Raw genomic sequence first — 24,722 nt, 5'->3', positions numbered from 1 at the left:
GATTGGCTGAGACTCAGTTCAGGAACATCGCCGACGACATGGCGCGCGACCAGGTCGCCGCCGCCGACGAGCGCGCCGCGTCCGCCGCGAGGCGCAAACGCCTTTGGCAGCCGGGTCAGCGTGCCCCGGACAGTGCGTCCAGCGGTGTCCAGCGCCGTACTGCCCATAGGGCCTGGGCACCGCGGTAGGTCGCGGTGTGAAGCACGCAGGCGGCCGGTTCCGTCCTGGCCTCGCCCGGAACGGGCCGGAACCACCGCCAAAACCCGCCATCGGGGAATCCCTGCTTTCATTCGAGCACGGGGGTCCGACAGGTTCGGCGGGTCGGCGACCAGCGGTGGCCGCACCCGAAAGTGGCGCGAGGCCGGAGGCGAACTGTGCCACCATGCGTTGTGCCTCGGATCGGGTCTGGAATACCGTTGGTCGGCCGCGAGGATGAGCTGGCAGCACTTCGGGCAGCGATGGCATCGGCCGCTGGTGGCCGAGCCGGCGCCGTCCTCGTGGCAGGGGACGCGGGGGTCGGGAAAACGCGACTGCTCACCGAGTTGGTCGCGGCCGCACGATCTGGCGGCACCACCGTGTTCACCGGCCGGTGCCTCGACGTGGACGAGGCAGGTCTGCCTTACCTGCCTTTCGTCGAGGCACTCGGCCAGCTCACCGGGGCGCAGCGGGCGCTCGCCGCCCGCCGCCCCGTGCTGAGCAGGCTGATGTCCAGGGTCGCGCCCAGCGACGAGGCGAGCGAACCCGCGATGGAGCAGCTGAGGCTGTTCGACGCGGTGCACGGCCTGTTCAGCGACCTCGCCGAGCAGGCGCCGGTGCTGCTGACGATCGAGGACCTGCACTGGGCCGACGCGTCCACCCGCGACCTGATCCTGTTCCTGGTGTCCCGGTTGGACACGCAGCGGATCCTGATCGTCGGCACGTACCGGCTGGACGACCTGCACCGCAGGCACCCCCTGCGGCCGCTGCTCGGCGACCTGACCCGCCTGTCCACTGTGGAACAGGTCGCGGTCGGCCCGTTCGACCGGGCGCACGCGGTGCAGCTGGTCGACGCGCTCGCCGACGGCGCGCTGCCACCGGCGACAGTCCAGAAGATCGCGGAACGCTCGGAGGGCAACGCCTTCTTCTGCGAGGAGCTCACCGCCGCCTACGGCGACGGCGCAGGCGTACCTGCCGGGCTGGCCGACCTCCTGCTGGCCAGGATCGAACGCCTGGGCAAGGACGCGCGCAGGGTCGTGCGCGCCGCCGCCGTCGCCAGCCAGACGGTCACGCACGCCAGCCTCGCGACGGTGTCCGGCCTCGCGGACGACGTGCTCGAAGAGTCCCTGCGGGAATCCGTGCAGCACAACGTGCTCGTCACTGTGGACAGCGGATACGCCTTCCGCCACGCGTTGTTGCGTGAAGCGGTGTACGACGACCTGCTGCCGGGCGAACGAGTCCGGCTGCACGCCGGGTACGCGCGCATCGTCAAGTCGTACGCTTTGCTCGCGTACCACAGCTTCCACAGCCACGACCTGCCCAACGCGCTGGTCGCGTCCGTGCGCGCTGCCGACGAGGCGGGCAAAATGGGTGCGCCCGGGGAGAAGCTGCGGCACGTCGAGCAGGCCCTTGAACTGTGGAGCGCTGTTCCCTCGCCCGAACGCAGCGGCACCAACGAGCTGGCCCTGCTGCGCTCGGCGACACGGGCGGCGTTGGCCTCCGGTGAGCTCGAGAGGGCCGACGAATACGCCAGAACCGCCGTGGCCATGGCCGACGAGACGGGTGACCCGGAGATCCGCGCCGGCACAAGGCACCAGTGGGCGGTCGCGTCGATCGCGCTCGAGGACCGCGGGCCGGAGATCCAGGAGCTGGTCGACGAGGCGTGGGAGCTGGTGCGCGACCGGCCGGTCAGCGAGGTCAAGGCCAAGGTGCAAGCGCTTGCGGCCCGGTCGTGGGTGTGGTCGTGGGAGGACGACCTCGATCGCCTGAAATCACTCGCCGAGCAGGCGTTGCGCGACGCCAGACAGGTCGGCGCGACCGCGGTCGAGGTGGACGCGCTGGTCACCCTGGCCGTGTTCGCCGAGTGGTCCGGTGAGGTCGACGAGTCCATCCGGATGGGCAAGGCAGCCGCCAAGCAGGCCGCGTCCATCGGCGCCTACGACGTGGAACTGCGCGCGCTGAAGAACACCGCGGTCACACTGTGGATCCACGACCGCAAGCCGGACGGCTCGCGCATGATGGACGACGTGGCCAGGCGGTCGGCCGAGGTGGGCCTGCCGTGGAGCCTCGCCGGTATCGACGCACGGTGCGAACGGGTCACCATGCGCTACGGCCTCGGTGACTGGTCCGGCGCGTTGGAAGCGGGCAAGGACACAGCCGGTGGGCCGGCCCTGGCAAGGGCTCGGGTGCTCGCGGCGACGTTGTGGGTGCTGGCGTCACAGGGTGATTTCACCGCTCTGGACCAGCGAGCCGAGGAACTGTCCGCGCTGTCCGAGGACGCGCTGTCCCACGAGATCGCCAACGTGGGCCTGGCGGAGGGTGCGCTGTGGCGCGGCAGGCCGCGTGATGCGCTCGGTCACGTCGAGATCGTGATCGGCCACATGGAGACGCTGGTCCGGGCATCCGTCACGGACGCGATGCTGGCCGGGAGCATCGGCCTGTGGGCGTACTGCGACATCGCCGAGCAGGCACGCCGCCGCGGTGACCACGTCACAGCGGCCGCCGCCGCCGCGGACGGTGAGGCGATGGCGCGGCGGGTCGAGGCCCTCACCCCGAAACAGAACAACGGCAGGCGCGTCCACAGCAGATTCAAGCACCCCGAGACCTACGCCTTCGAAACGCGCCTGAACGCCGAGCTGAGCCGGTTGCGTGGACAGCACGACAAGCGGTTGTGGGAAGAGGCGACCGGTCCGTCGGTTGAGATCGAGCACCACCGGGCAGTCGCCCGCTGGCGTTGGGCGGCGTTGCTGCTGGCCGACGGCGACCGCGAGCACGCAGCCGAGCAACTCGGCAGCGCATACGAAACGGCGGGCCGGCTGGGGGCTCGGCCGCTGCGCGAAGCCGTGGCCGACCTCGCCCAGCGCAGCCGGATCTCCCTGCCGGGGCGGGAACCGGTCGCCGAGCCCAGCAGCGACCTGACGCCGCGCGAACTGTCCGTCCTGCAGCTCGTCGCCGCTGGGCTGACCAACAAGCAGGTCGGCGAGCGGCTCTACATCAGCCAGAAGACGGCCAGCGTCCACCTGTCACGCGCGATGGCCAAGCTGGGCGCGGCCAACCGCACCGAGGTCGTGTCCATCGCCCACGAACGCGGTCTCATCGGTGAGCTCCAGCGGTAAGCCGAACTTCTCGAACAACGTGGTGTCGAAGAAGGACGTGGAGTGCGTGATGCCGTCCTTGGACAGCGTCAGCACCACCAGGTTGAACGGCTTGGCCACGCCGTCGCGCATCCAGTAGGTGCCGAAGCCGGGCTGGCCGTTGGCCGAGACCGGGATCAGGCGCATCTCCCCCGGGCCGACCGGGCACGAGTCGCGCAGGTGCCTGCCGATGTTCTCCCGGCCGCGGTACCAGGCGGCGAACGGCGGCATGTCGAACACGGCGTCCTTGGTGAACAGGGCGACGATCTCCGGCACGTTCTTGGTCTCGAAGGCGGCCACGTACTTGGCCAGCAGCTCGCGCTGGCCGGCCTCGGCGGGCTCGGTCACCTCGTCCGCGCTCGGCGCGACCTGGTCGAGCTGGGCGCGGGCGCGTTGCAGCACGCTGTTGACGGCCGCGGTCGTGGTCCCCAGCGCCTCCGCGACCTCGGCGGCCCGCCACTTCAGCACGTCACGCAGGATCAGCACGGCCCGCTGGCGCGGTGGCAGGTGTTGCAGCGCCGCGATCAGCGCGAGCCGGACGTTCTCCTTGGCAGCCACGATGGACGCCGGGTCGCCGCTGTCCGGGAACGGCTCCAGCCACGGCACCTCGTTCTGCTCGGTCAGCGGGTCCGACGGGTCGCTGTCGGGATTGCCGAGACCGGCGGGCAGCGGTCGCCGCTCGCGGCCGTCCAGCGCGGTCAGGCACACGTTGGTGGCGATCCGGTAGAGCCAGGTGCGCAGCGACGAGCGGTTCTCGAACTTGTCGTAGGCCTTCCACGCCCTGAGGTAGGTCTCCTGCACCAGGTCCTCGGCGTCGTGCACAGATCCGAGCATCCGGTAGCAGTGCGCGGTCAGCTCACGCCGGTACGGGTCGGCCTCGTGCAGGAAGTCGACGGACTCCGTTCCCACTGTCATCTCATCGTCTCCTTCCCCCAGTCACTGGTGACGCTTGCCCGCGCAGTAAAGACCAACGGTCTGACAGAAACTCATCGCCCCGGTGGACCGAGCCGCGCCAACCAGCCCGCGACCTCGACAGACGGCAGAATCCGGTCCAATTGGACCGAGGGCGGCATCTGCCCGAACAGCCGCCCGGGGCGCCACGACCGCGGGTACGGCAGGGGGTCGAGCAGGACCACGCGCCTGCCGTCGAGCACCGGGATGTCGGCGGGCCGCCCCTCACCCCAGATCCACGACCCGGCGTGGTCGACCAGGTTGAACCTGCCCTTGACGCCGTCCGCCGGCATCGGGTCGCCGTCGGTGGCCGCGGCGACCGACACCGCGTCCGGTGGTGTGCCCGCGATCAGACCGTCGGTCTCCGGCCCGATCAGTGTCGCCGCCAGCAACGTCTCAAGCTGCTGGTTGCCGCTGACACCGGACACCGTCAGCTCATAACCCTGACCGGAGGCGCGGTGCAGCACGACGAACGGCTCGTTGTCGAGCACTTCGAGCACGTCGAACAAGGAGCCGAGGTCCACGCGCAACGGACCGATCCGGCCGACCAGCTCGGTCAGCACGTCACGGTTGGGCAGCGACACCCGGGCGTCCTTGTCCTGCAGCACGGCAATCGCGGGCGCGCACCACGCACCGAGCGAGTACCAGGCGAAGGCGATGGCGTGCGCTTCTTTCTCGGAGTGCACGCCCATGAGCACACGCACGGTCTCGTCATACGAGTCGTCGTCGAAGTGGGGGCGTTCCGTGCCTTGCGGCCATGTCTCGATCAGAGTCCCGACTCTGCGCAACGTGTCGACGAGACCCGTGACGATCATCGGGACCAGCGGGCCGGGCGTGGCGCCGAGTTCCACCAGCGCACCGCCGAGGATCGGCAGCTGGCCGGCCACGTCGACCGGCATGGCGCCCAGCAGGTCGGCGATCCGGGGCAGCGCGGCGTCCAGCTCGGCCCGTCCGGGCCGTTGGGCGGCTTCCCAGACGGAGGTCAGCGCGTGCTCGTAGGCGTCCTGGTCCTGATGCCGCACCGAACGTTCGAGGCCTTCCACGGCCTGATCAAGCATGCGAGGAGCTTACGGCCTGCGCGCGACGTGCAACGTGGCACGGAAGTCCAGCGAGATCCCGCCGTTGGCCTGCATGTGTTCCGCTCCGGCGAGGAAACGGACGTGGAACTGTTCGGCCTGCTCGGCGGGCAACGCGCGCACGGCGTCGGTGAGGCCGCGTGGCGTCAGCCAGTCCCACAACGCCGCCGGGTCGGCCAGCGGGACGGGCATCTCGACAGTGTCCGTGGCCAGGTCGGTGAACCCGGCCCGCTCGATCAACGCGTCGAGTTGCCTGCCGGTCATCGCGCCGGTGCTTTCCTCGTCGTCGCCGGGCACGGGGGCGCCGAAGAACTCACCGGCCAGTTCGAACAGCCACCGCAGGCGGCCGACCGTCTGCTTCTCCAGCGACAGCGCGAGTTTCCCGCCCGGGGCGAGCACCCGCCGGAACTCGGCGAGCGCGACGTCCGGATCGGGCAGGACCTGCACCACGAACCCGGCCGCGACCAGATCGAACGAGCCGTCGGGGAAGTCCAGCGCGCCCGCGTCCATCTGCCGGGCGACGGCGTCCGGGAAGTCCATGGCCAGGCGCGCGACCATGCCCGCCGACGCGTCGACAGCGGTCACGTCACAGCCGTGGGCCAGTGCCGCACGGGCGACCGCGCCACGACCAGCGCCGACGTCGAGCACACGCGCACCAGCGGCGGGGGCGGCGTGCTCCACGAGCAGTCGTCCCACGTCGACGACGTACGGGAAGATCTCCTCGTACTTGTCGGCGAGTTCGTCGTACTTGCGTCTGCCCTGTTCGGTGCTGGTCACGGCGGGGAGCGTAGGCAGGACGGCGGACACCGGGATACCGCCGTTCGCGTCGCGGGCGGGGCTCCGGGAGATTTTCGCCGGAAAGTTCTCGCAGCCGTGTGGATCCGGCCGTCCGCCGCTCCACGCTCAGGGATCCGCCGCCTTCGGTGGCATGGCCGGTGCCGGCACGGGCGCGGAGTTCGGTTCGTGGCCGGGTGCTACGCCTCGGGTTCGTTGACCGTTGCCGCACTGCGCCACAGGTGGATTTGAACGAACTCTGAACTCGATCCGCCACAGTGTCACCAGTGAAGCCGCTGGGGGTGGTGTCGTCGTGTTGACGCTGGTGCTGGCCGACCGCGCACCCGTGGTCAGGGACGGGCTACGAGCCCTGCCGGCGTCACACGAAGACATCCACCTTGTCGCGCAAGCCGCGACGAAGACGGTCCGCGACCCACGTCAGGGATCGTCCACAAGCGCGAGGTCGCCAGCCGTGCGGAGACGGTCGTCCTCGCGCGTCGCGCCCGCTTGGATCGCCTGGTCTGCCAGTAGCCGGTAGCCGATCTTGTCGGCGATCAGCGCCTCGCATTCCTCGTGGCGGGCGCCGATCGCACGTGCCACGGCCAGCGAACGCTCGTACTCCGCCGCCGCTTCGCCCGTGTCACCCATCGCCAGCAGGTGCGTCGCGGCGAGCGCGCTGCGGACCCACGTCTCGGTGCGGCGCTCCCCCGTTTCCAACGCCAGCACCAGCGCCGCTCGCGCGTCCGCCATGGCCGCGTCGCACCGGCCGGAGGCGCGGTGGACGTTCGCGAGGTGCGTGCGTGCCCGTGCTTCGTCGTTGCGGCCACCGAGCGACAAGTAGATCCGCAGCGCCTCGGAGTCGTGGTCCAGCGCCGCGTCCAGCTCGCCCATCAGGTATTCCACGCCGCCGAGGAAGTGCAGGGCGTTGGCCTCGGCGTGGCGCTCGCCCATCACACAGCTCAGTTCCAGCGCCTGCTGGTAGTACGCCGACGCCTCGACCAGCCTGCCGCGGCACTGGAGGTGGTTGCCGACCCGGATCAACGCCGGGCCTTCCAGCCGCCGCTCCCCGGTTTGCGCAGCAACGCGAGCAGCGTGACGAACTTGGCGTTCGCGCCGTACGTAGCCGCCGCCCTGCGCGGTCAGTTCCGCGTGACCGGCCAGGATCGACCGCAGCCGCGAGACGCACACGCGGACCGCGTGTTCCGCTGTGCGGGGCGGCGAAACCGGCCACAGCAACGAGATCAGCCGGTCGACCGAGACGGGCCTGCCGACTTCCCACGCCAGCACAGCGAACACCAGCCGCTGCTGCCGGGGCCCCAGGTGTACCAGCCGCGCATTGCGCACTGCCCGTACCGCCCCCAGCAGCAGGAACTCCACGCCCACCCCCGTGTGCTGGATTCTCACCTCCAACCTACTCACCAGGGTACGACTCAGCACTCACCCAGGTAATGCGTCTGCACGAAAGGACACCCCCTTTCCACCTGGCCGTCCCCGCGTCGGGCACACCGCCGAGCACGCCGGGAACCCCGTCCGGCCCGATCAATAATGCGACCGAACCGTGCGTCAAAAGTGCGCGGAACATCTGCGATCCGATAGCGTGACGGAATACCACCGTTCCGGATTAAGGGTTATCAGGAAACTGCTCTGGTCCTTTCAGGTGACGCTTGAACAATGCTCACGAACAGGGTTAAATTCGACCAATGACGATCCGCGATGAACAGCTCGTCGCCGATTTGAAGGCACTGCGCAAAGGGCGCGGGATACTGGCGGGGGCGATCACGGCGAGAATGGGCGAGGCGCTGCGCACGGTGACCGGGACGCACGGTGTCGACCAGGCCGTCGAGGTGCGCCGCAAGGTCGCGGAGTGCCTGTGGCGCTGGGCCGGGGAACTGCCCGACGACCTGCGGATCGCGGTGCGGGCGGCGTTCGCGCTCGACCAGTCCGACCAGCTGCCGCTCTACAAGGACCGGGTGCGGCTGGTCGCGCAGCGGCTCAACCGGGACGAACGCACCGCGCGGCGCCGGATCGACGAGGGCATCGAGCGGCTCGCCGAGGTGGCGCGGTCCGGGGCGCCGCTGACCGACGCCGGCCCGGCGGAACCTGTGCCCGGCTGGCACACCGAGGAACTGCGGGTCACGCTGGCGCTCGACCAGCAACCGCCGGAGGCGTTCGAGTTCCGCCGGATCGTGGCCGACCACGACCGGATCGAGCACGTCGACATGGCGATCACGCTGACCGCCCCGTTCGTGGCCAACGGCCCGGCGCGCACCGAGGACCTGGAGATCGACGTGTTCCACGGCGGGCGCCTGACCACGCGGGCGATGGAGTCCACCGACCGGTACGGTTTCCGGCTGGTGCTGCCCAAACCGTTGCGGCGGCACGAGTCCCACCAGATCGGGCTGCGGTTCCGGATCCGCGCCGACCGCACGATGGCGCCGCACTACGTTTGCGTGCCCAAGCACCGGTGCGCCGAGTTCGACCTGCGGGTGCGCTTCGACCCCGAGCGCCCGCCCGAGCGGATCTGGCGGCTGGTCAACGCCTTCCAGCGGGACGTCGACGACCCGCAGCCGCGTGGCGACGGTGTCCCGCTGGACGCCGCCTGCGAGATCCACACGGCGTTCCACGAGCTCACACCCGGCCTTGCTTACGGCATCCGCTGGCATCCACCGTCAGGAACCGGCGGATCTTGACCGAGGCGGCTCGCCGCAGGACGTCGACGTGGCTCTCGTCGACGCCCAAGCGGCGAGCCGCTTCAGCCACCCCCTCGCCTTTGTGCATACCCCGGTATGCCGCTCGTTCCGCCGCGGTCAGGCCGATCAGCCTGCCGACCCTGGCCAGCGCCCGTGACTTCAGCTGGCGCGCCCCGGCGTAGCTCTTGTCGGTCAGCGCGGCCAGTTCACGCAGCCCGATGCCGGGGTCGCCGCCCAGCGCGAGCACCGCGAGCACCTGGTCGGCGGTGAGCTCCGGGTCCAGCCGGGTGGTCAGCCACTGCGTCCAGTCGACGTCGGTGGCGGCCTCGGGGCCGCGCTGGTACATCACCGAATCGGCGAACTCGGGCAGGCCGTCCATCACCACCGGTTGCCTGGCCCGGTCCTTGAGCATGTCGAGCGCGGTGAAGTTGACACAGCGGTCCAGCCACCCGCGCAGTCCCTCGTGCTCGGGCTGGACACCGCGCTGGCGCAGCAGCCGCTCGCTCGCGGCCTGGTAGAGGTCGTCGCTGTCCAGGGTGTAGCGGCGCGCGTACACGTCGACGGTCGCGCGGAAGCGCAGGCCCGGCTCCGTGATGACACGCAGCAGGACCTTCAGCCCCGGTTGTTCGACTCGCATGCTCGTTGCCCAGTTCGCGAAAGTGCTCCCTCTTGACGCAGAGGATGCCGCACCGACGGGCCGAAAACCGGACCGTTTTCTGGACAGTTTCCTGTCAACTGGAGGCCAGAAGTTGACACTCCCTGCCGCTCCTCGGCTGTGCGGTGGATTTCACAGACTCACGCCCGCTGTGGTGCGAGTGTTCTCTGCGCGACCACCCCATCGGCGACGACGATCAAGGAGCGCGCATGCACCGAACGGCCCCGACGGGGGCCGGACCCGGCGTGAATCACGCCGACCCGCCTTTTCCGGTCGGCCGTACCCCGATTTCCACCTTCACTGTCAGATACCCGACCGGCCGGGCGTGACCTCTCGCCGTTTCACCAGTCCGAAACCGGGGCGGGAGGTCACGCGATCCCTTCGGCGAAACGGTCGAGCAAGTCGATCTCCAGCACGTCGAAGCTGCACCGATTGGTCCGGACGGCGCCCGCGTCCCGGAAAACCTTCAACGCCTTCGCGACGGCCTCGCGTGAGGCGCCCGCGGCTTCGGCGAGTTCGCTTTGCCGCAGTTTCACCGTCAACCCGTCCGGCACGGGTTCGCCGTAGTCACGGGCGTACTCCACCAGCAACCGCGCGGTCCGGGCCGGGACGTCGTACGCGCCGTTCTCCAGGCGCCGCCGGGTCGACTCGCGCAGCCGCCCGACGACCATTTTCAGCAGTTCGACGGTGACGCTCGGCGCGTCCAGCATGAACCGGTGGAACTCCGCACCGGTCAGCGAGACACCGTGCACGTCCGTCAACGCCGTGACCGTCGCCGACCGCTCGCCGCCGTCGATCGCCGACACCTCGCCGAGCAGGTCGCCAGGGCCGCGGATGGCCATCATCACCTGCCTGCCCGTCGGCGCGGTGACGCTGACCTTCACCCGGCCGCTGACCAGCAGCACGACGTGATCGGACGCGTCGGACTCCCTGATCAGCACCTGCCCCGCCGACCAGCGGCGGTGCGTGCCCGCCTCGATCAGCTTGCGCTGTCCATCCCCACTCAGCCGCCAGCTCATGGCTCCCTCGCAGACGTCGCTCCTGATACCAGTACCGCGGGGCGACGGCGTTTTGTGACACTCCACCGCGAACAGGCAGGCCACGGGGGTGATGAATCCTTGATCGCCGGGCGGTCGCGGCCACGTGCCGCCGGTAGTGTCGCGCCATGGGCGAAGCCGCGACGGACATCACCGTGGACACCCGGGACGGCGCCGTGCGCGGCACCGCCGCGAACGGCGTCATGGCGTTCAAAGGTATTCCGTATGCCGCGCCACCCGTCGGCCCGAACCGGTTCCAGCCACCGCGGCCGGTCGAGCCGTGGACCGGTGTGCGGGACGCCACCCGGTTCGGCCCGACCGCGCCCAAAGCCCAGTACCTGCCGCCGCTGAACGCGTTGATCCCGGACGCGGACATCCCGGGCGACGACTACCTCAACCTGAACGTCTACACGCCCGGTCCGGGCGACAACCTGCCCGTGATGGTGTGGATCCACGGCGGGGCGTTCCTCAACGGCTCCGGGTCGTCCTACGACGGCACGGCGTTCGCCCGCGACGGCGTGGTCTGCGTGACGCTGAACTACCGCCTCGGCGCCGACGGCTTCCTCTACTACCCCGGCAACGCCAACCGCGGCCTGCTCGACCAGATCACCGCGCTGGAGTGGGTGCGCGACAACATCGCCGCGTTCGGCGGGGATCCCGGCCAGGTCACCGCCTTCGGCGAGTCGGCAGGCGCGATGTCGGTGGCGATGCTGCTGGGCATGCCGCGCGCCGCCGGGCTTTTCCGGCGCGCGATCCTGCAGAGCGGCGCCGCCGAGCACGTGCTCTCCCCCGCGTCCGCCGAACTGGTGAAGGCGCGCCTGGTCGACAAGCTCGGCACCGACGACATCGCCGCGGTGCCCGTCGCCGGACTCGTGGCCGCCCAGCAGGAACTGCGTGCCGCCATCGCGGCGAACCCGGACCCGGCGCTGTGGGGCGACGCGGCCCGGACCATGCTGCCGTTCGGCCCGGTCGCCGACGACGGCCTGGTACCGGGATCGTCCGATGTGGACATCATGATCGGCACGAACGCCGACGAGTTCCGGCTCTACATCGTGCCGCACGGGTTGCTGGACGCCGTCACCGGCGAGCTCTTCACCGGCGCGGTCCTGCGTGCGGGGATCGACCCGGCCGAGGCCGCCGTCGTCTACCAGGGCACGCCCGGCGAGAAACTGGCCACGATGATGACCGACTGGCACTTCCGCACCCCGGCGATCCGGCTGGCACAACAGGTGAAAACCGCCTACATGTACGAATTCGCCTGGCAGGCGCCGACATTCGACGGCAAGCTGGGCGCGTGCCACGCCGCCGAGATCCCGTTCGTGTTCGACACGACACACGACAGCTCGTTCGCCGGGCTGCTGGGCACCGACCTGCCGCAGCACCTGGCCGACACCATGCATCAGGCGTGGGTCTCGTTCGCCACCAACGGCAACCCCGGCTGGTTCCGCTACGACACCGGCAACCGCAGCACGATGCGGTTCGACATCGACTCCGAAGTGGTGCTGGACCCGCATGCGGCCCGGCGCGCCCTATGGGACCACAGCTAGCCCTGGCGGGTGCGCTAGGCGGACTGCCGGATCACCAGTGATGGCTCGAAGATCACCGATCGGATCGGCGTGTCGATCTGGTCCACTTGTTTGAGCAGCTGACGTGCCATCTCGGCGGCCATGTCCTCGACCGGTTGGCGGACCGTGGTCAACGGCGGGTCGCAGCTGAGCGCGGCGCTGCTGTCGTCGAAACCGACCACAGCCACGTCGTCGGGCACGCGGCGGCCGTGCTCCCGCAATACAGGCAAAGCTCCCTCGGCCATCAGGTCCGACGCGATGAACACGCCGTCGACCTCCGGGTGCGCGGTGATCAACCGGCGCATCGCGGCCGCTCCGCTCTGCCTGGTGAAGTCCCCTTCCACGCAGATCACGCCCGGCTGCCCCAACCGGGCCATCGCCGAGCAGAACCCAGCCAGCCGGTCGTGTCCCGGCGGCCGGTCCAGCGATCCCGTGATCGTCGCGACGCGGTGGCACCCCCGGGCCACCAGGTGCTCGGCCGCGAGGGCGCCACCGGCGGTCTGGTTGACGTCCACGTACGTGATCGGGATCGGATCGGCCGGGCGCGCGGACAGCACAACCGGCTGACGGCCGCGCACCAACCGGTTCGGCAACGGGTCAGCCCGGTACGTGTGCACCAGGATCACGCCGTCCAGCCTGCCCTGGCGCAGATCCGCGACGACCTGGTCGCCGGTGTCCGCACTGGTCGTCATCAGCACCAGGTGCACGCCCAGCGGGCTCAGCACACCGGACACCCCGCGCACGATCCGCGTGAAGAACGGGTCGCCGACGATCCTGTCCTCGCTCGGCAGCACGAGCGCGACCGCGTCCGCCCGGCGGGTCACCAGCGACCTCGCCGCGAGGTTCGGCAGGTACCCCGTCGTGGAGATGGCCTTCTCAACGGTCCGCCTGATGCTCTCGTCCACACTGGCCACCCCGTTGACCACACGGGACACCGTCGCTCTCGACACCCCGGCGATCCGGGCCACTTCCTCGAGCGTGACGCGTTTCTGGTGTCGGGGCACCAATTCTTTATACCGGTACGACCGCATCGAGCCGTCGCGTGAACTCGGTGCGGTCCGACGCCATCCGCGACGCCAGCGCGCGGGTCGGCTCGTCCGACACGGCCCGCACCGCCGATCGGAGGACCACAGCCGATTCGTCAAGGTGCGCTCGGAGCAACTTGACGAACTGGGCGTCGAATCCTGGCCCTGCCGCTTCGACGGCGGTGATCTCCGCGTCGGTCGGCATCCCGGGCATGTCGTGTCCCTTGTGGTTGTCCACGTACTCGACCGCCGCGGACGTCAGCAACCCACGCAGTTCAGCCACTTCCGCGCGTCTGGCCGCGCCGGCGTCCCGCGCCAGTTGCCGGAGAGCGGGATGTGCGGCCTGTGCTTGGCCCGCGGCAAGGAGTTTCACGGCTTGCTCGTCCGTGGCGATCGCCAGTTCGACGAACGCCCGCTCGGTCGCGCCGAACGGGGTGGCCTGGCCGGTCCCGGGAGCAGGGGTTGCCGGGACCGGACCAGTCACGTTCCCGCCGCAGCCCGCCAGGAGCAGGCACAGCAGGACACAGCGGACGAGCACGCTCATCCGTGGTTGCCGTTGTGGTCGCACTTGATCACGGCGTTGAGGCAGTCACGCACACGGCGTTCCATCTCCGCCGGTGGCCAGACGTTGAAGAAATCGCCGTGGTAGGTATGGCCTGTTCCCGACGACAGCCGGAACGTGCTCGGGTCGCCGTTGACCGGGTAGCGGATCACGAACCGCAGCTTGGGCACCGACACGGGGTGGCTGGCCGGGCAGCCGCCCGCGACCGGGTACGCCATGTGGCTCTTGTGGTCGGGTGAGTCGAGATCGCGGCCGTTCCAGCACTGCGGGAAGTCCAAATAGGTCTCCAGCTGGGTGCCGGCCGGGCAGTTGACGAAGTTCTTCGACGGCGGCACGTGCCCGGCGTGCAGGCACGACCACCGGGCGATGCTGTCGCCGTCGCCGGTTGCCTTCGCGTTGCCCGCGACGATCTTCAGGCCGAACGGTGTCGGCCGGATGTCCTGCGGGCGGTTCACGCCCTCGCCGAGGTAGTAGAACGTGACGATGCTCGCCTGGATCGCGTTTTGTCCTTTGTAGAGCGTAGGTACCCAGTACGACGAGATGTCCGGTGCCGGATTGCAGTTGCCGCTCGCGCCACCGAGACTGGTGACGTCCGAGTGGGCGTTGGTCGAGCGGTTGCCGAAGAAGTCGTGCGAGTGCGACGCGCCCGCGAGCTTCGGCAGGACGATCGGGTCGTCGGGCAGCCGGTGGCTGAGCGGGCACTCGGCGAGGAACTCGGCCACCCGCACCGGTTCGGCGTTCGCGTGGTCGGACAGGGCGCTGAGCCCACCAGTCAGCAGGGCGCCGACAGCGGCGACGAGGCCGAACACCGTGCCCAGTCGCCGTCGGTTCATTGTCTTCTTCATTGAAGATGAACTCCCTCTCCTGTCGGAGTGACGGGTGAGAGCGCTCTCGCGTCAAGCAGGATGACGGTGCCGGTGTCAAGCCGTCAACCGGCCTGGTCCGCAGGGCATGGGAGGTTACGTCAGTCGGGCGCTGCCGCGCCGCCAAACGGCGCACCGGTTCAGAGAGCGCTCTCTCAGCTCGGCCGGGCTTGACAGGAATGCGTCGGCCCTGCACTCTCAAGGTTCGGGAGAGCGCTCTCGCACTGTTTCCCACCCTGCCCTGTCCGACCTGCCGCGGATCGTTTTCTCTTGCATGGCGCAAAGGAGCACGCATGCAGACGGTTCCGTCTCGAAAACGCCTGGTGTCACTGGGGCTGGTCGCCGTCGTGGTGGCCGCGCTGATCCAGGCGCTCACCGGTACGGCCACCGCGGCCGGTCCGTTGATCTCCCAGAGCAAACCGGTCACCGCGTCGTCGTCCGAGTCGGCCGCGTTCCCGCCGTCGGCCGTTGTCGACGGCAGCACCGGCACCCGGTGGTCCAGCCAGTTCTCCGACCCGCAGTGGATCCAGGTCGACCTCGGCTCGGCCGCCGCCGTCGACGAGGTCGTGCTCAACTGGGAAGCGGCGTACGCCAGGAATTTCCAGGTCCAGGTCTCCGCCGACGGCAGCACGTGGACGACCGTGTACACGACCGCGACGAGCACCGGCGGCGTGCAGACACTGCCGGTGACCGGCTCCGGGCGGTACGTCCGGCTGAACCTGACCACCAGGGCCACGCCGTGGGGCTACTCGCTGTGGGAGTTCCAGGTGTTCGGTACCTTCGGCGGCAACCCCGGCCCCGGCGACGGCCTGTTGTCGTACAACAAACCCGCCGTCGCCTCCAGCCACCAGGACGACGGCGCCTGCCCGTCCTGCCTGCCCGTCAAGGCAACCGACTTCGACCCCGCGACCCGCTGGGCGACGAGCGCGACGACCGGCTGGGTCGACCCGGGCTGGATCACCGTCGACCTCGGGGCCACCGCGACGATCAGCAAAGTTGTCCTGCAGTGGGATCCGGCGTACGCCGTGTCGTACCAGATCCAGGTCTCCGACGACAACGCCACCTGGCGGCCGATCCACTCGACCACCACCGGCAAGGGATTCAAGGAGACGCTGACCGTGTCGGGCACCGGGCGGTACGTCCGGATGTACGGCACTCAGCGATCCAACGGATACGGCTATTCCCTGTGGGAGTTCCAGGTCTACGGCACCGGCGGCAGCCCGGTACCGCCTCCGCCGCTGCCACCGGCACCGAACTTCACCCGCCTCGCGTGGAGCGACGAGTTCACCGGCGCGGCCAACTCCACGCCGGACCCGGCCAAGTGGACGCCGGAAATCGGACCGGGCGTGAACAACGAGTTGCAGTACTACACCAACAACGACAACGCCCGCATGGACGGCAACGGCAACCTCAACATCCAGGTCCGCAGGCAGGCAACGCCCGGGTCCGCGTGCCCGCCCGACCCGATCAGCGGCAGCACCACGTGCCAGTACACGTCCGGCAGGCTCAACTCGTACAACAAGTTCCAGTTCACCTACGGCCGGGTCGAAGCACGGATCAAGGTGTCCAGCACGCAGGGCTTGTGGCCGGCGTTCTGGATGCTCGGGTCGAACTTCTTCGCCACCCGTACGCCGTGGCCCAACTGCGGCGAGATCGACATCATGGAGCACGTCGGCCGTGAGCTCAACACGGTCTACTCCACGCTGCACGCGCCCGCGTACTTCGGTGCCGGTGGGTACGGCCAACCGCTGGACCTCAGGCAACGCGTGGACGCCGCGTTCCACACGTTCGCGGTGGAGTGGGACTCCAGCCACATGACGTTCTTCGTCGACGGACGGTCGTTCTTCACGGTCGACCGCACCCAGTTGGAGCTCACGCGTGGCCCGTGGGTGTACGACCACGACCACTTCATCATCCTCAACAGCGCCATCGGCGGTGACTTCCCCGGTCCGCCGGGCGCGGGCACGGTCCTGCCGCAGAACATGCTGATCGACTACGTGCGCGTGTACCGGTAGCGGAACCTGGACGGACCGGGCGGTGTACCCACACTGCCCGGTCTTTCCACGGTGCTCCACCAGGGCTTCACCACCCCGGGTCGGGACGGCCTGCGGCGTGGTGGTCGCGACCGCGGGCAGGTGGTGTGCGTGTTGTTCTCGCGGCGTCAGGCGTAGTCGAGCCCGTCGGAGCTCTGCCGGTGCTTCGTACCGCATTCGGGGCAGGTCAGGTCGTCGTCGAGCCTGGCCGCGCACCGGCAGACCCAGCCCTTCTGCACGCCCGGGTTGCCCACGATGAACGCGTGCGCGGGCACGTCCCGTGTCACGACCGAGCCCGCACCGACGAACGCGTTGCGGCCAATGGTCGTCCCGCAGACGATCACGACTCCGGCGCCGAGCGTGGCGCCTTCACAGACCCGCGTGGGCAACAACTGGTCACCACCGAGCTTCTGGTGCGCACGTGGCCGCATGTCGTTGGTGAACACCACGTTCGGGCCGAGGAACACGTTGTCCTCGCACGTGACACCGTTGAACAACAGGACGTTGTTCTTCACCGTCACGTTGTCGCCGAGCACGACCTGGTTCTCGACGAACGCGCCGTCGCAGATGTTGCAGTCGCGGCCGATCTTCGCGCCTTCGAGCACGTGCGCGAAGGCCCACACCCTGGTCCCCTCGCCCACGTCCGAGCTCTCGCAGAGACCTTTCGGGTGCACGAACGTCATGCCAGCGCTCCAATCAGGACTTCGGCGACCCGCTCCTGCTGCGCCCGGGTGATGCCGGGGAAGATCGGCAGGCTGAGGATCTCACCGGCGGCCAGTTCCGCGTTCGGGAACGACTCGCCGGTGGCGAACGGCTCGGTCCGGTGAATCGGTGTCGGGTAGTGGATCGCGGCGCCGACTCCGTTCGCGCGCATCTCGTCGTGTACCCGGTCACGCTCGGGCACGCGGATGACGTACAGGTGCCAGACGTGCGAGTTGCCCGGCAGCACCTTCGGCAAGGTCACGCCCGCGACTCCGGTGAGCAACGTGGAGTAGTAGTCCGCAGCCGCCGCGCGCTGCGCGTTCCACACCGCGAGCCTGCGCAGCTTCGCTTGCAGGACAACGGCTTGCAGGGTGTCCATCCGACTGTTGAAACCGAGCGTGCTGTGCACGTACTTCTCGGCCGAGCCGTGCTCGCGCAGCAGCCGGATCTTCGCGGCCAAGTCCGGGTTGTTGGTTGTCACGGCACCGGCGTCGCCGTACGCGCCGAGGTTCTTGCCCGGGTAGAAACTGGTTCCGGCGATGTCACCGAGGAACGTGCGGCCGTGCCGGGACGCGCCCTGCGACTGCGCCGCGTCCTCCACCACGGTGACTCCCTGGTCGAGCAGCTCCTCGACCGGGGCGAGCTGGCCGTACAGGTGGACCGGCAGGAAAGCCTTGGTACGCGGGGTGATCGCGGCCAGTGCGGCCTTGGTGTCGATCAGGAGCGTGTCCGGGTCGCAGTCGACGAAGACCGGCGTGGCACCGCTGCGGGCCACGGCCTCGGCGGTGGCGATGAAGGAGTTCGTCGGCAGGACGCATTCGTGGCCGTGCCCGACTCCGGCGGCCCGCAGCGCCAACTCCAGCGCGTCGGTGCCGTTCGCGACGCCGACGCAGTGCGAAACGCCCTGGAAGTTCGCGTATTCCTGTTCGAACTCGGCGACCTGCGGGCCGCCGACGAAGGCGGTCCTGGTGAACACCGCGTCCCAGCCGGCGGCCACCTCGACGGCGATCTCGGCGTGTTGCAGTGACAGGTCGACTGGCGGGATCATCGAATCCTCCTGGCGGGCACCCCGGCCCATACCTCGTTTTCCGGCACGTTCTCGAGCACGACGGCACCCATCCCGACCAACGCGCCCGCGCCGACCGACAAGCCCTCCCTGACCAGCGCCCCGCTGCCCAGGTACGCGGCTTCTCCCACCGAGACGTTGCCCGCCAACGCCACCCGGGCTGCGAACGTGACGTAGGAGGAGACGCGATCGTCGTGTGTGATCGTGACGTGCGGCATGATCACGACGTGTTCGCCGATTTCCTGCGGCGCGGTCACCGCGACGAACGCGAGCACGACCGAGCCCGCGCCGATCACGGTGCCTGCGGCGATGCTGGCCATCGGGTGCACAACAGTCCCGTAACGCTCGGGCTCCAACGCCAGGCGTTGCGCGATTCGCTTGCGGCCGGCGAGATCCGTCGTCCTTGCCGTGCAGATGACGACCTGCGCGTCCGGGTAGTCGGAGATCGCGTCGATCGGGCCGAGTACGGGAAAGCCGTCGACGTCCCTGCCACGCAGAGCGGGGTTGTCGTCGACGTAGCCGAGGACCTTGAAGCAATCGCGGGCCGCGGCCAGCGTTTCCCTGGCCAGGCCGCCCGCGCCGACGAGGATCAACGGGTTCATCGGATGGTCTCGGCGAGCGCGGCCACCACGGTGTCCTGTTCGGACTCGGTCATCTGGTGGAACAGCGGCAGGATCACCGATCGGCTGGTCAGGTGCTCGGTGACCGGCAGGTCGACCTTGCTGTACGCCGGTTCCAGGTGCGAGGCCATGATCCCGCGCCGCGCCGAGACTCCCCGCGTCAGCAGGCCTTCGAGCACGTCGACGGACGTGCCTTCGTACGAGTCCGGCAGCACGACCCAGAACGACTGGTAGTTCGTGGTCCCGTACTCCGGGTCGGTGACCCAGGTCAGGCCGTCGGTCTCGGCGAGCAGCTTGTGGTACCGCCCGGCCAGTTCCCGGCGGCGTTCGATCACGTCCGGCAGTTTGGCCAGTTGCACCAGGCCGATCGCGGCCTGGATGTCGGTCATCCGGTAGTTGAACCCGACTTCTTCGTACGACTCGAGTTTCACGCCGGACGAGGTGTGCCTGTCGGCGGCGGACACGCTCATCCCGTGCTCCCGCAACCGGCGCAACCGGGCGGCCTGGTCCGAATCGGACACCGTGAGCATGCCGCCTTCACCGGTGGTGAGCAGCTTGCGGGGGTGGAAGGACCACGTTGCCAGCGACGCGCTCGCGCTGACCGGCTTGCCGCGGTACGTGGATCCGGCCGCGCACGCCGAATCGTGCACCAACGCGAGGGAGTGCTTCGAACACACCGCTTCCAGCGCGTCGACGTCGAACGGGACACCGCCTTGGTGCACGCCGATCACGGCGACGGTTCTCGGCGTGAGGACAGCTTCGATCGTCGCCGGGGTCAAGTTGCCGGTCAGCGGGTCGACGTCGGCGAAAACCGGTGTCGCACCGGCGTACCGGGCCGCGTTGGCCGTCGCGATGAACGAGAAGGACGGCACGACGACCTCGTCGCCCGGCTCGACACCCAGCAGGTGCAACGCCAGGTGCAGCGCGGTCGTGCACGAGGAAACCGCGACGCCTTCGGCGGCGCCCGCGTACCCGGAGAACGCTTTCTCGAACTCGGTGACCCTCGGTCCTTGGGCGACCCACCCTGACCGCACCGCCGACGCCGCGGCCTCGGCTTCCTCTTCGCCGAGCCACGGCCGGATGACCGGGATCATCGCTGGCCCCGCCACCAGGTGACGAGCGAGGCGAGGCCGTCCTCCAGGCCGATGCTCGGCGTCCAGCCCAGATCCCGTTGCGCCGCACTGATGTCGGCGAGCCTGCGGGTGACGGCGTTGACCGACCTCGCCGGGCCGAACTCCAGTTCGGAGGTCGAGCCCATCACCTTCTGCAGGGCCTCGGCCAGTTCCAGCAACGACGTTTCGGTCGCGGTCGCGATGTTGTAGACCGTGTCGGTGACGTCCGCCTGGGCGGCAAGGATGTTGGCGCGTGCGATGTCCTCGACGTGCACGAAGTCCATGGTCTGCTTGCCGTCGCCGAGCACGAGCGGCGGGTCACCGGCCTCGATGCGTTCCATCCAGCGGATGAGCACCTCGGTGTACTTGCCGTGCGCGTCCATCCTCGGGCCGTACACGTTGAAGTAGCGCAGGGCCACGTAATCGAGGTCACGCATGGCTTTGAAGCTGCGCAGCATGCCTTCGTTGAAGGCTTTCGCGGCGCCGTAGAACGTGTCGTTGTGGTACGGGTGGTGCGTCTCGCGGGTCGGGAACTCGTCGGCGAGGCCGTACACCGAAGCCGACGACGACGCGACGACCTTGGACACGCCCGCGTCCACGGCGGCTTCGACCACGTTGAAGGTGCCGTCCACCAGCACTTCCAGCGCCGTACGCGGCTCCGCGGCGCACTGCGTGATGCGCAACGCGGCAAGGTGGAACACGACGTCCTTGCCGTCGCTGAGCTTGTGCATCAGCGCCGCGTCACGGATGTCGCCTTCGACCAGTTCGACCTTGCCGGGCGCGCGGTCCAGCGCGGAGCGCAGGTTGGCCAGCGTGCCACGGCTGAGGTCGTCGACCACAACCACTTGACCGGCACCGGCGTCCAGTGCCTGGTCGACCACGTGCGAGCCGATGGTGCCCGCGCCGCCGGTCACCAGGATCCTGGTGTCGGTCAGCTGCATCAGAACGTTCCTCCATTCACCGGCACGAACGTGCCGCCCGCGGCGTAGCTGGCCGACGCGGCTTCCAGTTGGGCAAGCACACGAAGGCCGGACCGCCCGTCGGTGAGCGGTGCACGCTTCTCGATGATCGCCGCAGCGAACTCCGCCATTACGCCCCGCAGCGCCTCGCCTGTCGGCAACGCGGGCGCGACCATGTCACCGATGCGGTAGGAGACCCGCTTGGCCTCGGGATTCTCCGACCAGTCGACGCCGCGGTTGTACACCGCGAGCGGCTGCGTCGGGTCAAGGTCGTTCCACACAGCGGTGTGCTTGGAGCCACCGACGATGGTCGTCCTGATCTTGGTCGGTGACAACCAGTTCACGTGCGTGTGCGCGATGGCACCGTTGGACAGCTGGATGGAGATGTACGCGACGCACAGCCTGCCGAGGTTGCGCGGGTCGGAGCCGTGCGCGGCGACCGCGACGGGCTTGACACCCGGAGGGAGAATGGCGTCCAGGATGGACAGATCATGTGGGGCGAGATCCCACAAAACGTCGATATCGGGCTGCACGAGACCCAAGTTGATGCGCACGGAGTCGACGTACTGGATGTCACCGAGCTCACCGTCATGGACCAGACGGCGTAACCGTTGCACCACAGGGGTGTAACAGAAGGTGTGATCCAACATCAACGTGAGCCCGCGCTCGTCGGCAGCGTTGACCAGCTTCACCCCGTCCTCGTACGACGAAGCCAACGGCTTCTCCACCAGGACGTGCTTGCCCGCTTCCAAGGCGGCGAGCGCGACTTCCAGGTGCGTCGCGGCAGGCGTCGCGATGGCGACTGCCTCGATTTCCGGATCGGCAAGGGTTTCAGCGAGGGAGTCGGTGGCACGGACAGTGCTGTACCGGCCGAGGACCTCCTGCGCGCGGGTGACGTTGAGGTCACACAGCGCCTTGAGGTGCAGTTGCGGGGTCGCCTGGATGTTCCGCACCAGATTCGGGCCCCAGTAGCCCGCTCCGATGACCGCCACACCAACCATCGAGATCCTCTCGGAGAGTTTCTCCCGCACGGGTGGGGAGCTAACCCTCGAATCGTGATCGGCCCCCCACGGCATTACATGGTTCGGCAAGGATCACCCCGGTTGGTACTTTCGGGCAGTCGGGTCGTTCATCTCCCACTCACCGACGCTTCACCGTGTAGGGAAACAACCGACGCGAAACGGTGCCCACACCACCCGGAAAGATCTCGCCCGGTGAAGTCGGTGAGAGCCCAGCGGGTAACGGCCGAGTGCCCACAGAAGACTGTGACTTGACTGGCACACCAGCGCGAGGTTCCCGGCCTATGCTGCCAGCCCGTGATAGCTCACACGCAAGCACAGAACCAGCCGAGCAACTGGGCGATAGCCAGCCCACCACGGCGAGCGCGGCAGCGCAGATGTGGGCTTCGGGGGTGCTCCTGCCCGTCGGCCTGGGCGAAGCCCAACCACACGTGTCCAGAGGTCCGCCTGCGTTTCTCGCGGGCATCAGCGCAGGCCCAACGGGCCTCTTGACGCGTGTGGTTGCCTCCGGCAGGCCGTCGGGCAGGAGCACCCCCGCCTACTCAGTACACACACCAAGGAGTGTGAGCATCCGGCAGGAAGAACACACACCCTCGGCTCCTGCCTCGAGGTCTGCCTCCCGGCGAGGGACCGCTTGTTCCGTGCTCACATTCCAGCTGTGGCGGTGGCTGCGCCTGAAGTATGTCGAGAACGCTGCGGTTCATCGCACGGAACAAGAATGTCCCTCGCCGGGAGCAGACCTCGGCGCAGGAGGCCGTGATGGGTCTTCGCCCTCGCCAAAGCCGAGACCTTGGTGTGTTTCAGGGCGCGGGCGCTCCTGCCCGACGACCTGCCCGGAGGGAACCACGGACTGTCAAGAGGTCCGTAGGGCCTGCGCTGTGCGTTGATCTGGGAACGCGGACCTCCTGACAGTCGGGGGTTGGCGTAGCCCAGGCCGACGGGCAGGAGCACCCCCGAACCACCCCTCTGCGCTTGCGCGCTCGCCGCTGTAGGCCGGTCCGCCTGCCTGCGCGCTTGCCGCTGTAGGTCTGCCTGCCTGCTTGCGCGCTCGCCGCTGTGGGTTGGTTGGTCTGAGCGGGTGGCCAGCTGCAACTCCCCGCACTCGCAGGAGGTACTTCACCAATTTGTTCCACTATCAGTGATTTCTCGCCACGTCAGGCGCTGCCCTTCCGGCTGGTCCACTGTGGAGTCATTCTTCTGCGAGGCCGTCTCGGTCTGCCCACTCCAGCAGGGGCTCGATGGAGTGTTCCTTGTCGTCTATCGCGGCGTGCAGGTCTCCGAGCTCAGCGAACCGCGCGGGAACCGTTGCGATCGTGAACTCCCCGGGTTCCACGTCGTCGATCTCGTCCCATCTGATCGGTGTCGACACCGTGGCTTCTGGGTTCCCGCGAACGGAGTAGGCACTTGCGATCGTATGGTCGCGGGCGTTCTGGTTGTAGTCCACGAACAACATCGCTGGGTCGCGGTCCTTTCGCCACCACGTCGTTGTCACGTCGTCCGGTGCGCGTCGCTCGACTTCCTTCGCGAACGCGAGTGCCGCGCGACGTACTTCCTGGAAGCCCCACCTCGGCTCTATCCGCACGTACACGTGCAGTCCCGCACCACCGGAGGTCTTGGGGTATCCGATGATGTCCAGATCGTCGAGTACTTCTTTCACCACGTTCGCCACTCGCCGCACCCTCGGGAATGGACAGTCCGGCATCGGGTCGAGGTCGATTCGCCACTCGTCGGGCTTCTCTGTGTCCGCGCGCCGGGAGTTCCACGGGTGGAACTCCACAGTAGACATCTGGACCGCCCAGATGACACTGGCTATCTCCGTCACGCACAGTTCATACGCGTGTCGGTTGTAGCGCGGGAAATCGACACGCACTGTTTCCAGCCACGGCGGGGCTCCGTTGGGTACGCGCTTCTGGTGCACCTTGTCACCGGACACTCCGGACGGGAAGCGGTGCATCATGCACGGCCGCTCCCGCAGTGCGCGGACTATGCCGTCGCCGACCGACATGTAGTAGTTGACGAGGTCGAGCTTGGTCTCCCCGCGGGCCGGGAAGTACACCCGGTCCGGGTTGGAGACGCGCACCGTACGGTCGCCGACCTCGATTTCGATCGCGGACGCCATACGGTGAACCTAACCCGAAACCAGGGCTTCCGCCGCCGCCTTCGCGTGCCGGACCACTTCCGGGTCCTTCCGGATCGCCGCGACGACGATCGCTCCTTCGACCAACAGGAGCAACTGGTCGGCTGTCGCGTCGTCGTCGACGAGTTCACGCAGGTGCCCCCACAACTCGTCCTTGTGGTGCCGTACGACTGCTGTGACCGCTGGTGAGGTCGCGCTCAGCTCGCCGAAGGAGTTGATGAACGCGCAGCCGCGGTACCCCGGCTCGGAGAACCACTGGTGCAGCCAGTCGAACACCGCCCCGACCTCGCCGCCTTCCCGCAGGACGTACGTCATCAGGCTGGCGCGCCACCGCTTGTCCCTGCGTTGGAGATAGCGGACCACCAGCGCTTCCTTCGACGGAAACAGCTGGTAGAGACGTTTCAGCGACACTCCCGACGTACCGCGGATCTCGTCCATCCCGACCGCCTGGATGCCGCGCTCGTAGAAGAGGTCCTCGGCCGCGTCCAGAACGGCTGTCTCCTGCAACCCCATCACCCCTAGCGCTGAGAACGGTCGTTCTCTAGTC

Annotated in this window: 21 protein-coding genes; 4 read left to right on the top strand and 17 right to left on the bottom strand. The window is 68.7% G+C overall.

Going from position 1 to position 24,722, the window contains the following annotated elements; all coding sequences use genetic code 11:
* Positions 1–350 precede the first annotated feature (350 nt).
* Positions 351–3,311: a helix-turn-helix transcriptional regulator gene (locus AOZ06_RS09210; protein WP_335338374.1), complete on the top strand. Its 2,961-nt coding sequence runs from the start codon at positions 351–353 to the stop codon at positions 3,309–3,311.
* Here the strand turns inward: AOZ06_RS09210 and AOZ06_RS09205 are convergent.
* The 4 genes from AOZ06_RS09205 to AOZ06_RS09190 all read right to left on the bottom strand — a co-directional run bounded on the left by AOZ06_RS09205 (position 3,219) and on the right by AOZ06_RS09190 (position 7,534).
* Positions 3,219–4,244, bottom strand: a complete 1,026-nt coding sequence (locus tag AOZ06_RS09205) for a sigma-70 family RNA polymerase sigma factor (RefSeq protein ID WP_054289050.1) — start codon at positions 4,242–4,244, stop codon at positions 3,219–3,221. The genes AOZ06_RS09210 and AOZ06_RS09205 overlap by 93 nt on opposite strands.
* 71 nt (positions 4,245–4,315) lie before the next feature.
* Positions 4,316–5,338 carry a hypothetical protein gene (locus AOZ06_RS09200; RefSeq protein ID WP_054289049.1) on the bottom strand — a complete coding sequence of 341 codons (1,023 nt, stop codon included), beginning with the start codon at positions 5,336–5,338 and terminating at the stop codon, positions 4,316–4,318.
* Positions 5,339–5,347: 9 nt separating this feature from the next.
* Positions 5,348–6,133 carry a class I SAM-dependent methyltransferase gene (locus AOZ06_RS09195; RefSeq protein ID WP_054296520.1) on the bottom strand — a complete coding sequence of 262 codons (786 nt, stop codon included), beginning with the start codon at positions 6,131–6,133 and terminating at the stop codon, positions 5,348–5,350.
* Positions 6,134–6,568: 435 nt separating this feature from the next.
* Positions 6,569–7,534, bottom strand: a complete 966-nt coding sequence (locus AOZ06_RS09190) for an AfsR/SARP family transcriptional regulator (protein ID WP_169798887.1) — start codon at positions 7,532–7,534, stop codon at positions 6,569–6,571.
* A gap of 296 nt (positions 7,535–7,830) precedes the next feature.
* Here AOZ06_RS09190 and AOZ06_RS09185 point away from each other — a divergent pair, with 296 nt between their 5' ends.
* Entirely contained in the window at positions 7,831–8,820 is a 990-nt protein-coding gene (locus tag AOZ06_RS09185) for a hypothetical protein (protein WP_225953179.1), read from the top strand.
* Here the strand turns inward: AOZ06_RS09185 and AOZ06_RS09180 are convergent.
* Both AOZ06_RS09180 and AOZ06_RS09175 read right to left on the bottom strand, forming a co-directional pair.
* Positions 8,759–9,457, bottom strand: a complete 699-nt coding sequence (locus AOZ06_RS09180) for an RNA polymerase sigma factor (RefSeq protein WP_054289047.1) — start codon at positions 9,455–9,457, stop codon at positions 8,759–8,761. The genes AOZ06_RS09185 and AOZ06_RS09180 overlap by 62 nt on opposite strands.
* A 386-nt stretch (positions 9,458–9,843) precedes the next feature.
* Entirely contained in the window at positions 9,844–10,494 is a 651-nt protein-coding gene (locus AOZ06_RS09175; protein WP_054289046.1) for a Crp/Fnr family transcriptional regulator, read from the bottom strand.
* Between the two features lie 146 nt (positions 10,495–10,640).
* Here AOZ06_RS09175 and AOZ06_RS09170 point away from each other — a divergent pair, with 146 nt between their 5' ends.
* Entirely contained in the window at positions 10,641–12,059 is a 1,419-nt protein-coding gene (locus tag AOZ06_RS09170) for a carboxylesterase/lipase family protein (RefSeq protein ID WP_054289045.1), read from the top strand.
* 14 nt (positions 12,060–12,073) lie between these two features.
* On the opposite strand, the gene AOZ06_RS09165 is transcribed toward AOZ06_RS09170, so the two are convergent.
* The 3 genes from AOZ06_RS09165 to AOZ06_RS09155 are packed head-to-tail and all read right to left on the bottom strand — an operon-like array spanning position 12,074 to position 14,509.
* Positions 12,074–13,081 carry a LacI family DNA-binding transcriptional regulator gene (locus tag AOZ06_RS09165; protein ID WP_236952140.1) on the bottom strand — a complete coding sequence of 336 codons (1,008 nt, stop codon included), beginning with the start codon at positions 13,079–13,081 and terminating at the stop codon, positions 12,074–12,076.
* 7 nt (positions 13,082–13,088) lie between these two features.
* A complete protein-coding gene (locus AOZ06_RS09160; RefSeq protein ID WP_083471592.1) occupies positions 13,089–13,646 on the bottom strand; it encodes a DUF305 domain-containing protein in 558 nt (185 codons plus the stop codon).
* Positions 13,643–14,509, bottom strand: a complete 867-nt coding sequence (locus AOZ06_RS09155; protein WP_054289042.1) for a DUF1996 domain-containing protein — start codon at positions 14,507–14,509, stop codon at positions 13,643–13,645. The genes AOZ06_RS09160 and AOZ06_RS09155 overlap by 4 nt, the downstream gene beginning before the upstream one ends.
* Before the next feature lie 311 nt (positions 14,510–14,820).
* Here AOZ06_RS09155 and AOZ06_RS09150 point away from each other — a divergent pair, with 311 nt between their 5' ends.
* Positions 14,821–16,542 (top strand): discoidin domain-containing protein, encoded by a 1,722-nt coding sequence (locus AOZ06_RS09150; protein ID WP_054289041.1) that lies wholly within the window; start codon positions 14,821–14,823, stop codon positions 16,540–16,542.
* Between the two features lie 146 nt (positions 16,543–16,688).
* Here the strand turns inward: AOZ06_RS09150 and AOZ06_RS09145 are convergent, their stop codons facing one another.
* The 8 genes from AOZ06_RS09145 to AOZ06_RS09110 form a co-directional block, all read right to left on the bottom strand.
* On the bottom strand, positions 16,689–17,243 hold the full coding sequence (locus AOZ06_RS09145) for an acyltransferase (RefSeq protein WP_054289040.1): 555 nt from the start codon (positions 17,241–17,243) through the stop codon (positions 16,689–16,691).
* Positions 17,240–18,310: a DegT/DnrJ/EryC1/StrS family aminotransferase gene (locus tag AOZ06_RS09140; protein WP_054296518.1), complete on the bottom strand. Its 1,071-nt coding sequence runs from the start codon at positions 18,308–18,310 to the stop codon at positions 17,240–17,242. Before AOZ06_RS09140 ends, AOZ06_RS09145 begins: the two co-directional genes overlap by 4 nt.
* Complete coding sequence (locus tag AOZ06_RS09135) at positions 18,307–18,930, bottom strand: acetyltransferase (protein ID WP_054289039.1); 624 nt, start codon at positions 18,928–18,930, stop codon at positions 18,307–18,309. The genes AOZ06_RS09140 and AOZ06_RS09135 overlap by 4 nt, the downstream gene beginning before the upstream one ends.
* A complete protein-coding gene (locus AOZ06_RS09130) occupies positions 18,927–20,042 on the bottom strand; it encodes a DegT/DnrJ/EryC1/StrS family aminotransferase (RefSeq protein ID WP_054296517.1) in 1,116 nt (371 codons plus the stop codon). Before AOZ06_RS09130 ends, AOZ06_RS09135 begins: the two co-directional genes overlap by 4 nt.
* Entirely contained in the window at positions 20,039–21,001 is a 963-nt protein-coding gene (locus AOZ06_RS09125) for an NAD-dependent epimerase/dehydratase family protein (protein ID WP_054289038.1), read from the bottom strand. The genes AOZ06_RS09130 and AOZ06_RS09125 overlap by 4 nt, the downstream gene beginning before the upstream one ends.
* Entirely contained in the window at positions 21,001–22,020 is a 1,020-nt protein-coding gene (locus AOZ06_RS09120; protein WP_054296516.1) for a Gfo/Idh/MocA family protein, read from the bottom strand. The genes AOZ06_RS09125 and AOZ06_RS09120 overlap by 1 nt, the downstream gene beginning before the upstream one ends.
* 1,207 nt (positions 22,021–23,227) lie before the next feature.
* The gene (gene ligD, locus AOZ06_RS09115; RefSeq protein WP_054289037.1) at positions 23,228–24,157 is read right to left on the bottom strand and encodes a non-homologous end-joining DNA ligase; all 930 of its coding nucleotides are present in this window, start codon (positions 24,155–24,157) and stop codon (positions 23,228–23,230) included.
* 9 nt (positions 24,158–24,166) lie between these two features.
* Positions 24,167–24,688, bottom strand: coding sequence for a TetR/AcrR family transcriptional regulator (locus tag AOZ06_RS09110; RefSeq protein WP_054289036.1), 522 nt, complete (start codon positions 24,686–24,688; stop codon positions 24,167–24,169).
* Positions 24,689–24,722 lie beyond the last annotated feature (34 nt).

The sequence above is a fragment of the Kibdelosporangium phytohabitans genome (genome assembly GCF_001302585.1).
In the GTDB taxonomy this organism is placed as follows: domain Bacteria; phylum Actinomycetota; class Actinomycetes; order Mycobacteriales; family Pseudonocardiaceae; genus Kibdelosporangium; species Kibdelosporangium phytohabitans.
Note: the sequence above shows the minus strand (reverse complement) of the source record. Positions and strands in the feature narration are given on the sequence as shown.

Excerpts from the sequence above, each read along its gene's own strand:
- AOZ06_RS09205 (WP_054289050.1), bottom strand. The coding sequence starts at position 4,244 with ATGACAGTGGGAACGGAGTCCGTCGACTTCCTGCACGAGGCCGACCCG.
- AOZ06_RS09200 (WP_054289049.1), bottom strand. The coding sequence starts at position 5,338 with ATGCTTGATCAGGCCGTGGAAGGCCTCGAACGTTCGGTGCGGCATCAG.
- AOZ06_RS09185 (WP_225953179.1), top strand. The coding sequence starts at position 7,831 with ATGACGATCCGCGATGAACAGCTCGTCGCCGATTTGAAGGCACTGCGC.
- AOZ06_RS09180 (WP_054289047.1), bottom strand. The coding sequence starts at position 9,457 with ATGCGAGTCGAACAACCGGGGCTGAAGGTCCTGCTGCGTGTCATCACG.
- AOZ06_RS09175 (WP_054289046.1), bottom strand. The coding sequence starts at position 10,494 with ATGAGCTGGCGGCTGAGTGGGGATGGACAGCGCAAGCTGATCGAGGCG.
- AOZ06_RS09170 (WP_054289045.1), top strand. The coding sequence starts at position 10,641 with ATGGGCGAAGCCGCGACGGACATCACCGTGGACACCCGGGACGGCGCC.
- AOZ06_RS09160 (WP_083471592.1), bottom strand. The coding sequence starts at position 13,646 with ATGAGCGTGCTCGTCCGCTGTGTCCTGCTGTGCCTGCTCCTGGCGGGC.
- AOZ06_RS09155 (WP_054289042.1), bottom strand. The coding sequence starts at position 14,509 with ATGAAGAAGACAATGAACCGACGGCGACTGGGCACGGTGTTCGGCCTC.
- AOZ06_RS09150 (WP_054289041.1), top strand. The coding sequence starts at position 14,821 with ATGCAGACGGTTCCGTCTCGAAAACGCCTGGTGTCACTGGGGCTGGTC.
- AOZ06_RS09145 (WP_054289040.1), bottom strand. The coding sequence starts at position 17,243 with ATGACGTTCGTGCACCCGAAAGGTCTCTGCGAGAGCTCGGACGTGGGC.
- AOZ06_RS09140 (WP_054296518.1), bottom strand. The coding sequence starts at position 18,310 with ATGATCCCGCCAGTCGACCTGTCACTGCAACACGCCGAGATCGCCGTC.
- AOZ06_RS09135 (WP_054289039.1), bottom strand. The coding sequence starts at position 18,930 with ATGAACCCGTTGATCCTCGTCGGCGCGGGCGGCCTGGCCAGGGAAACG.
- AOZ06_RS09130 (WP_054296517.1), bottom strand. The coding sequence starts at position 20,042 with ATGATCCCGGTCATCCGGCCGTGGCTCGGCGAAGAGGAAGCCGAGGCC.
- AOZ06_RS09125 (WP_054289038.1), bottom strand. The coding sequence starts at position 21,001 with ATGCAGCTGACCGACACCAGGATCCTGGTGACCGGCGGCGCGGGCACC.
- AOZ06_RS09120 (WP_054296516.1), bottom strand. The coding sequence starts at position 22,020 with ATGGTTGGTGTGGCGGTCATCGGAGCGGGCTACTGGGGCCCGAATCTG.
- ligD (WP_054289037.1), bottom strand. The coding sequence starts at position 24,157 with ATGGCGTCCGCGATCGAAATCGAGGTCGGCGACCGTACGGTGCGCGTC.
- AOZ06_RS09110 (WP_054289036.1), bottom strand. The coding sequence starts at position 24,688 with ATGGGGTTGCAGGAGACAGCCGTTCTGGACGCGGCCGAGGACCTCTTC.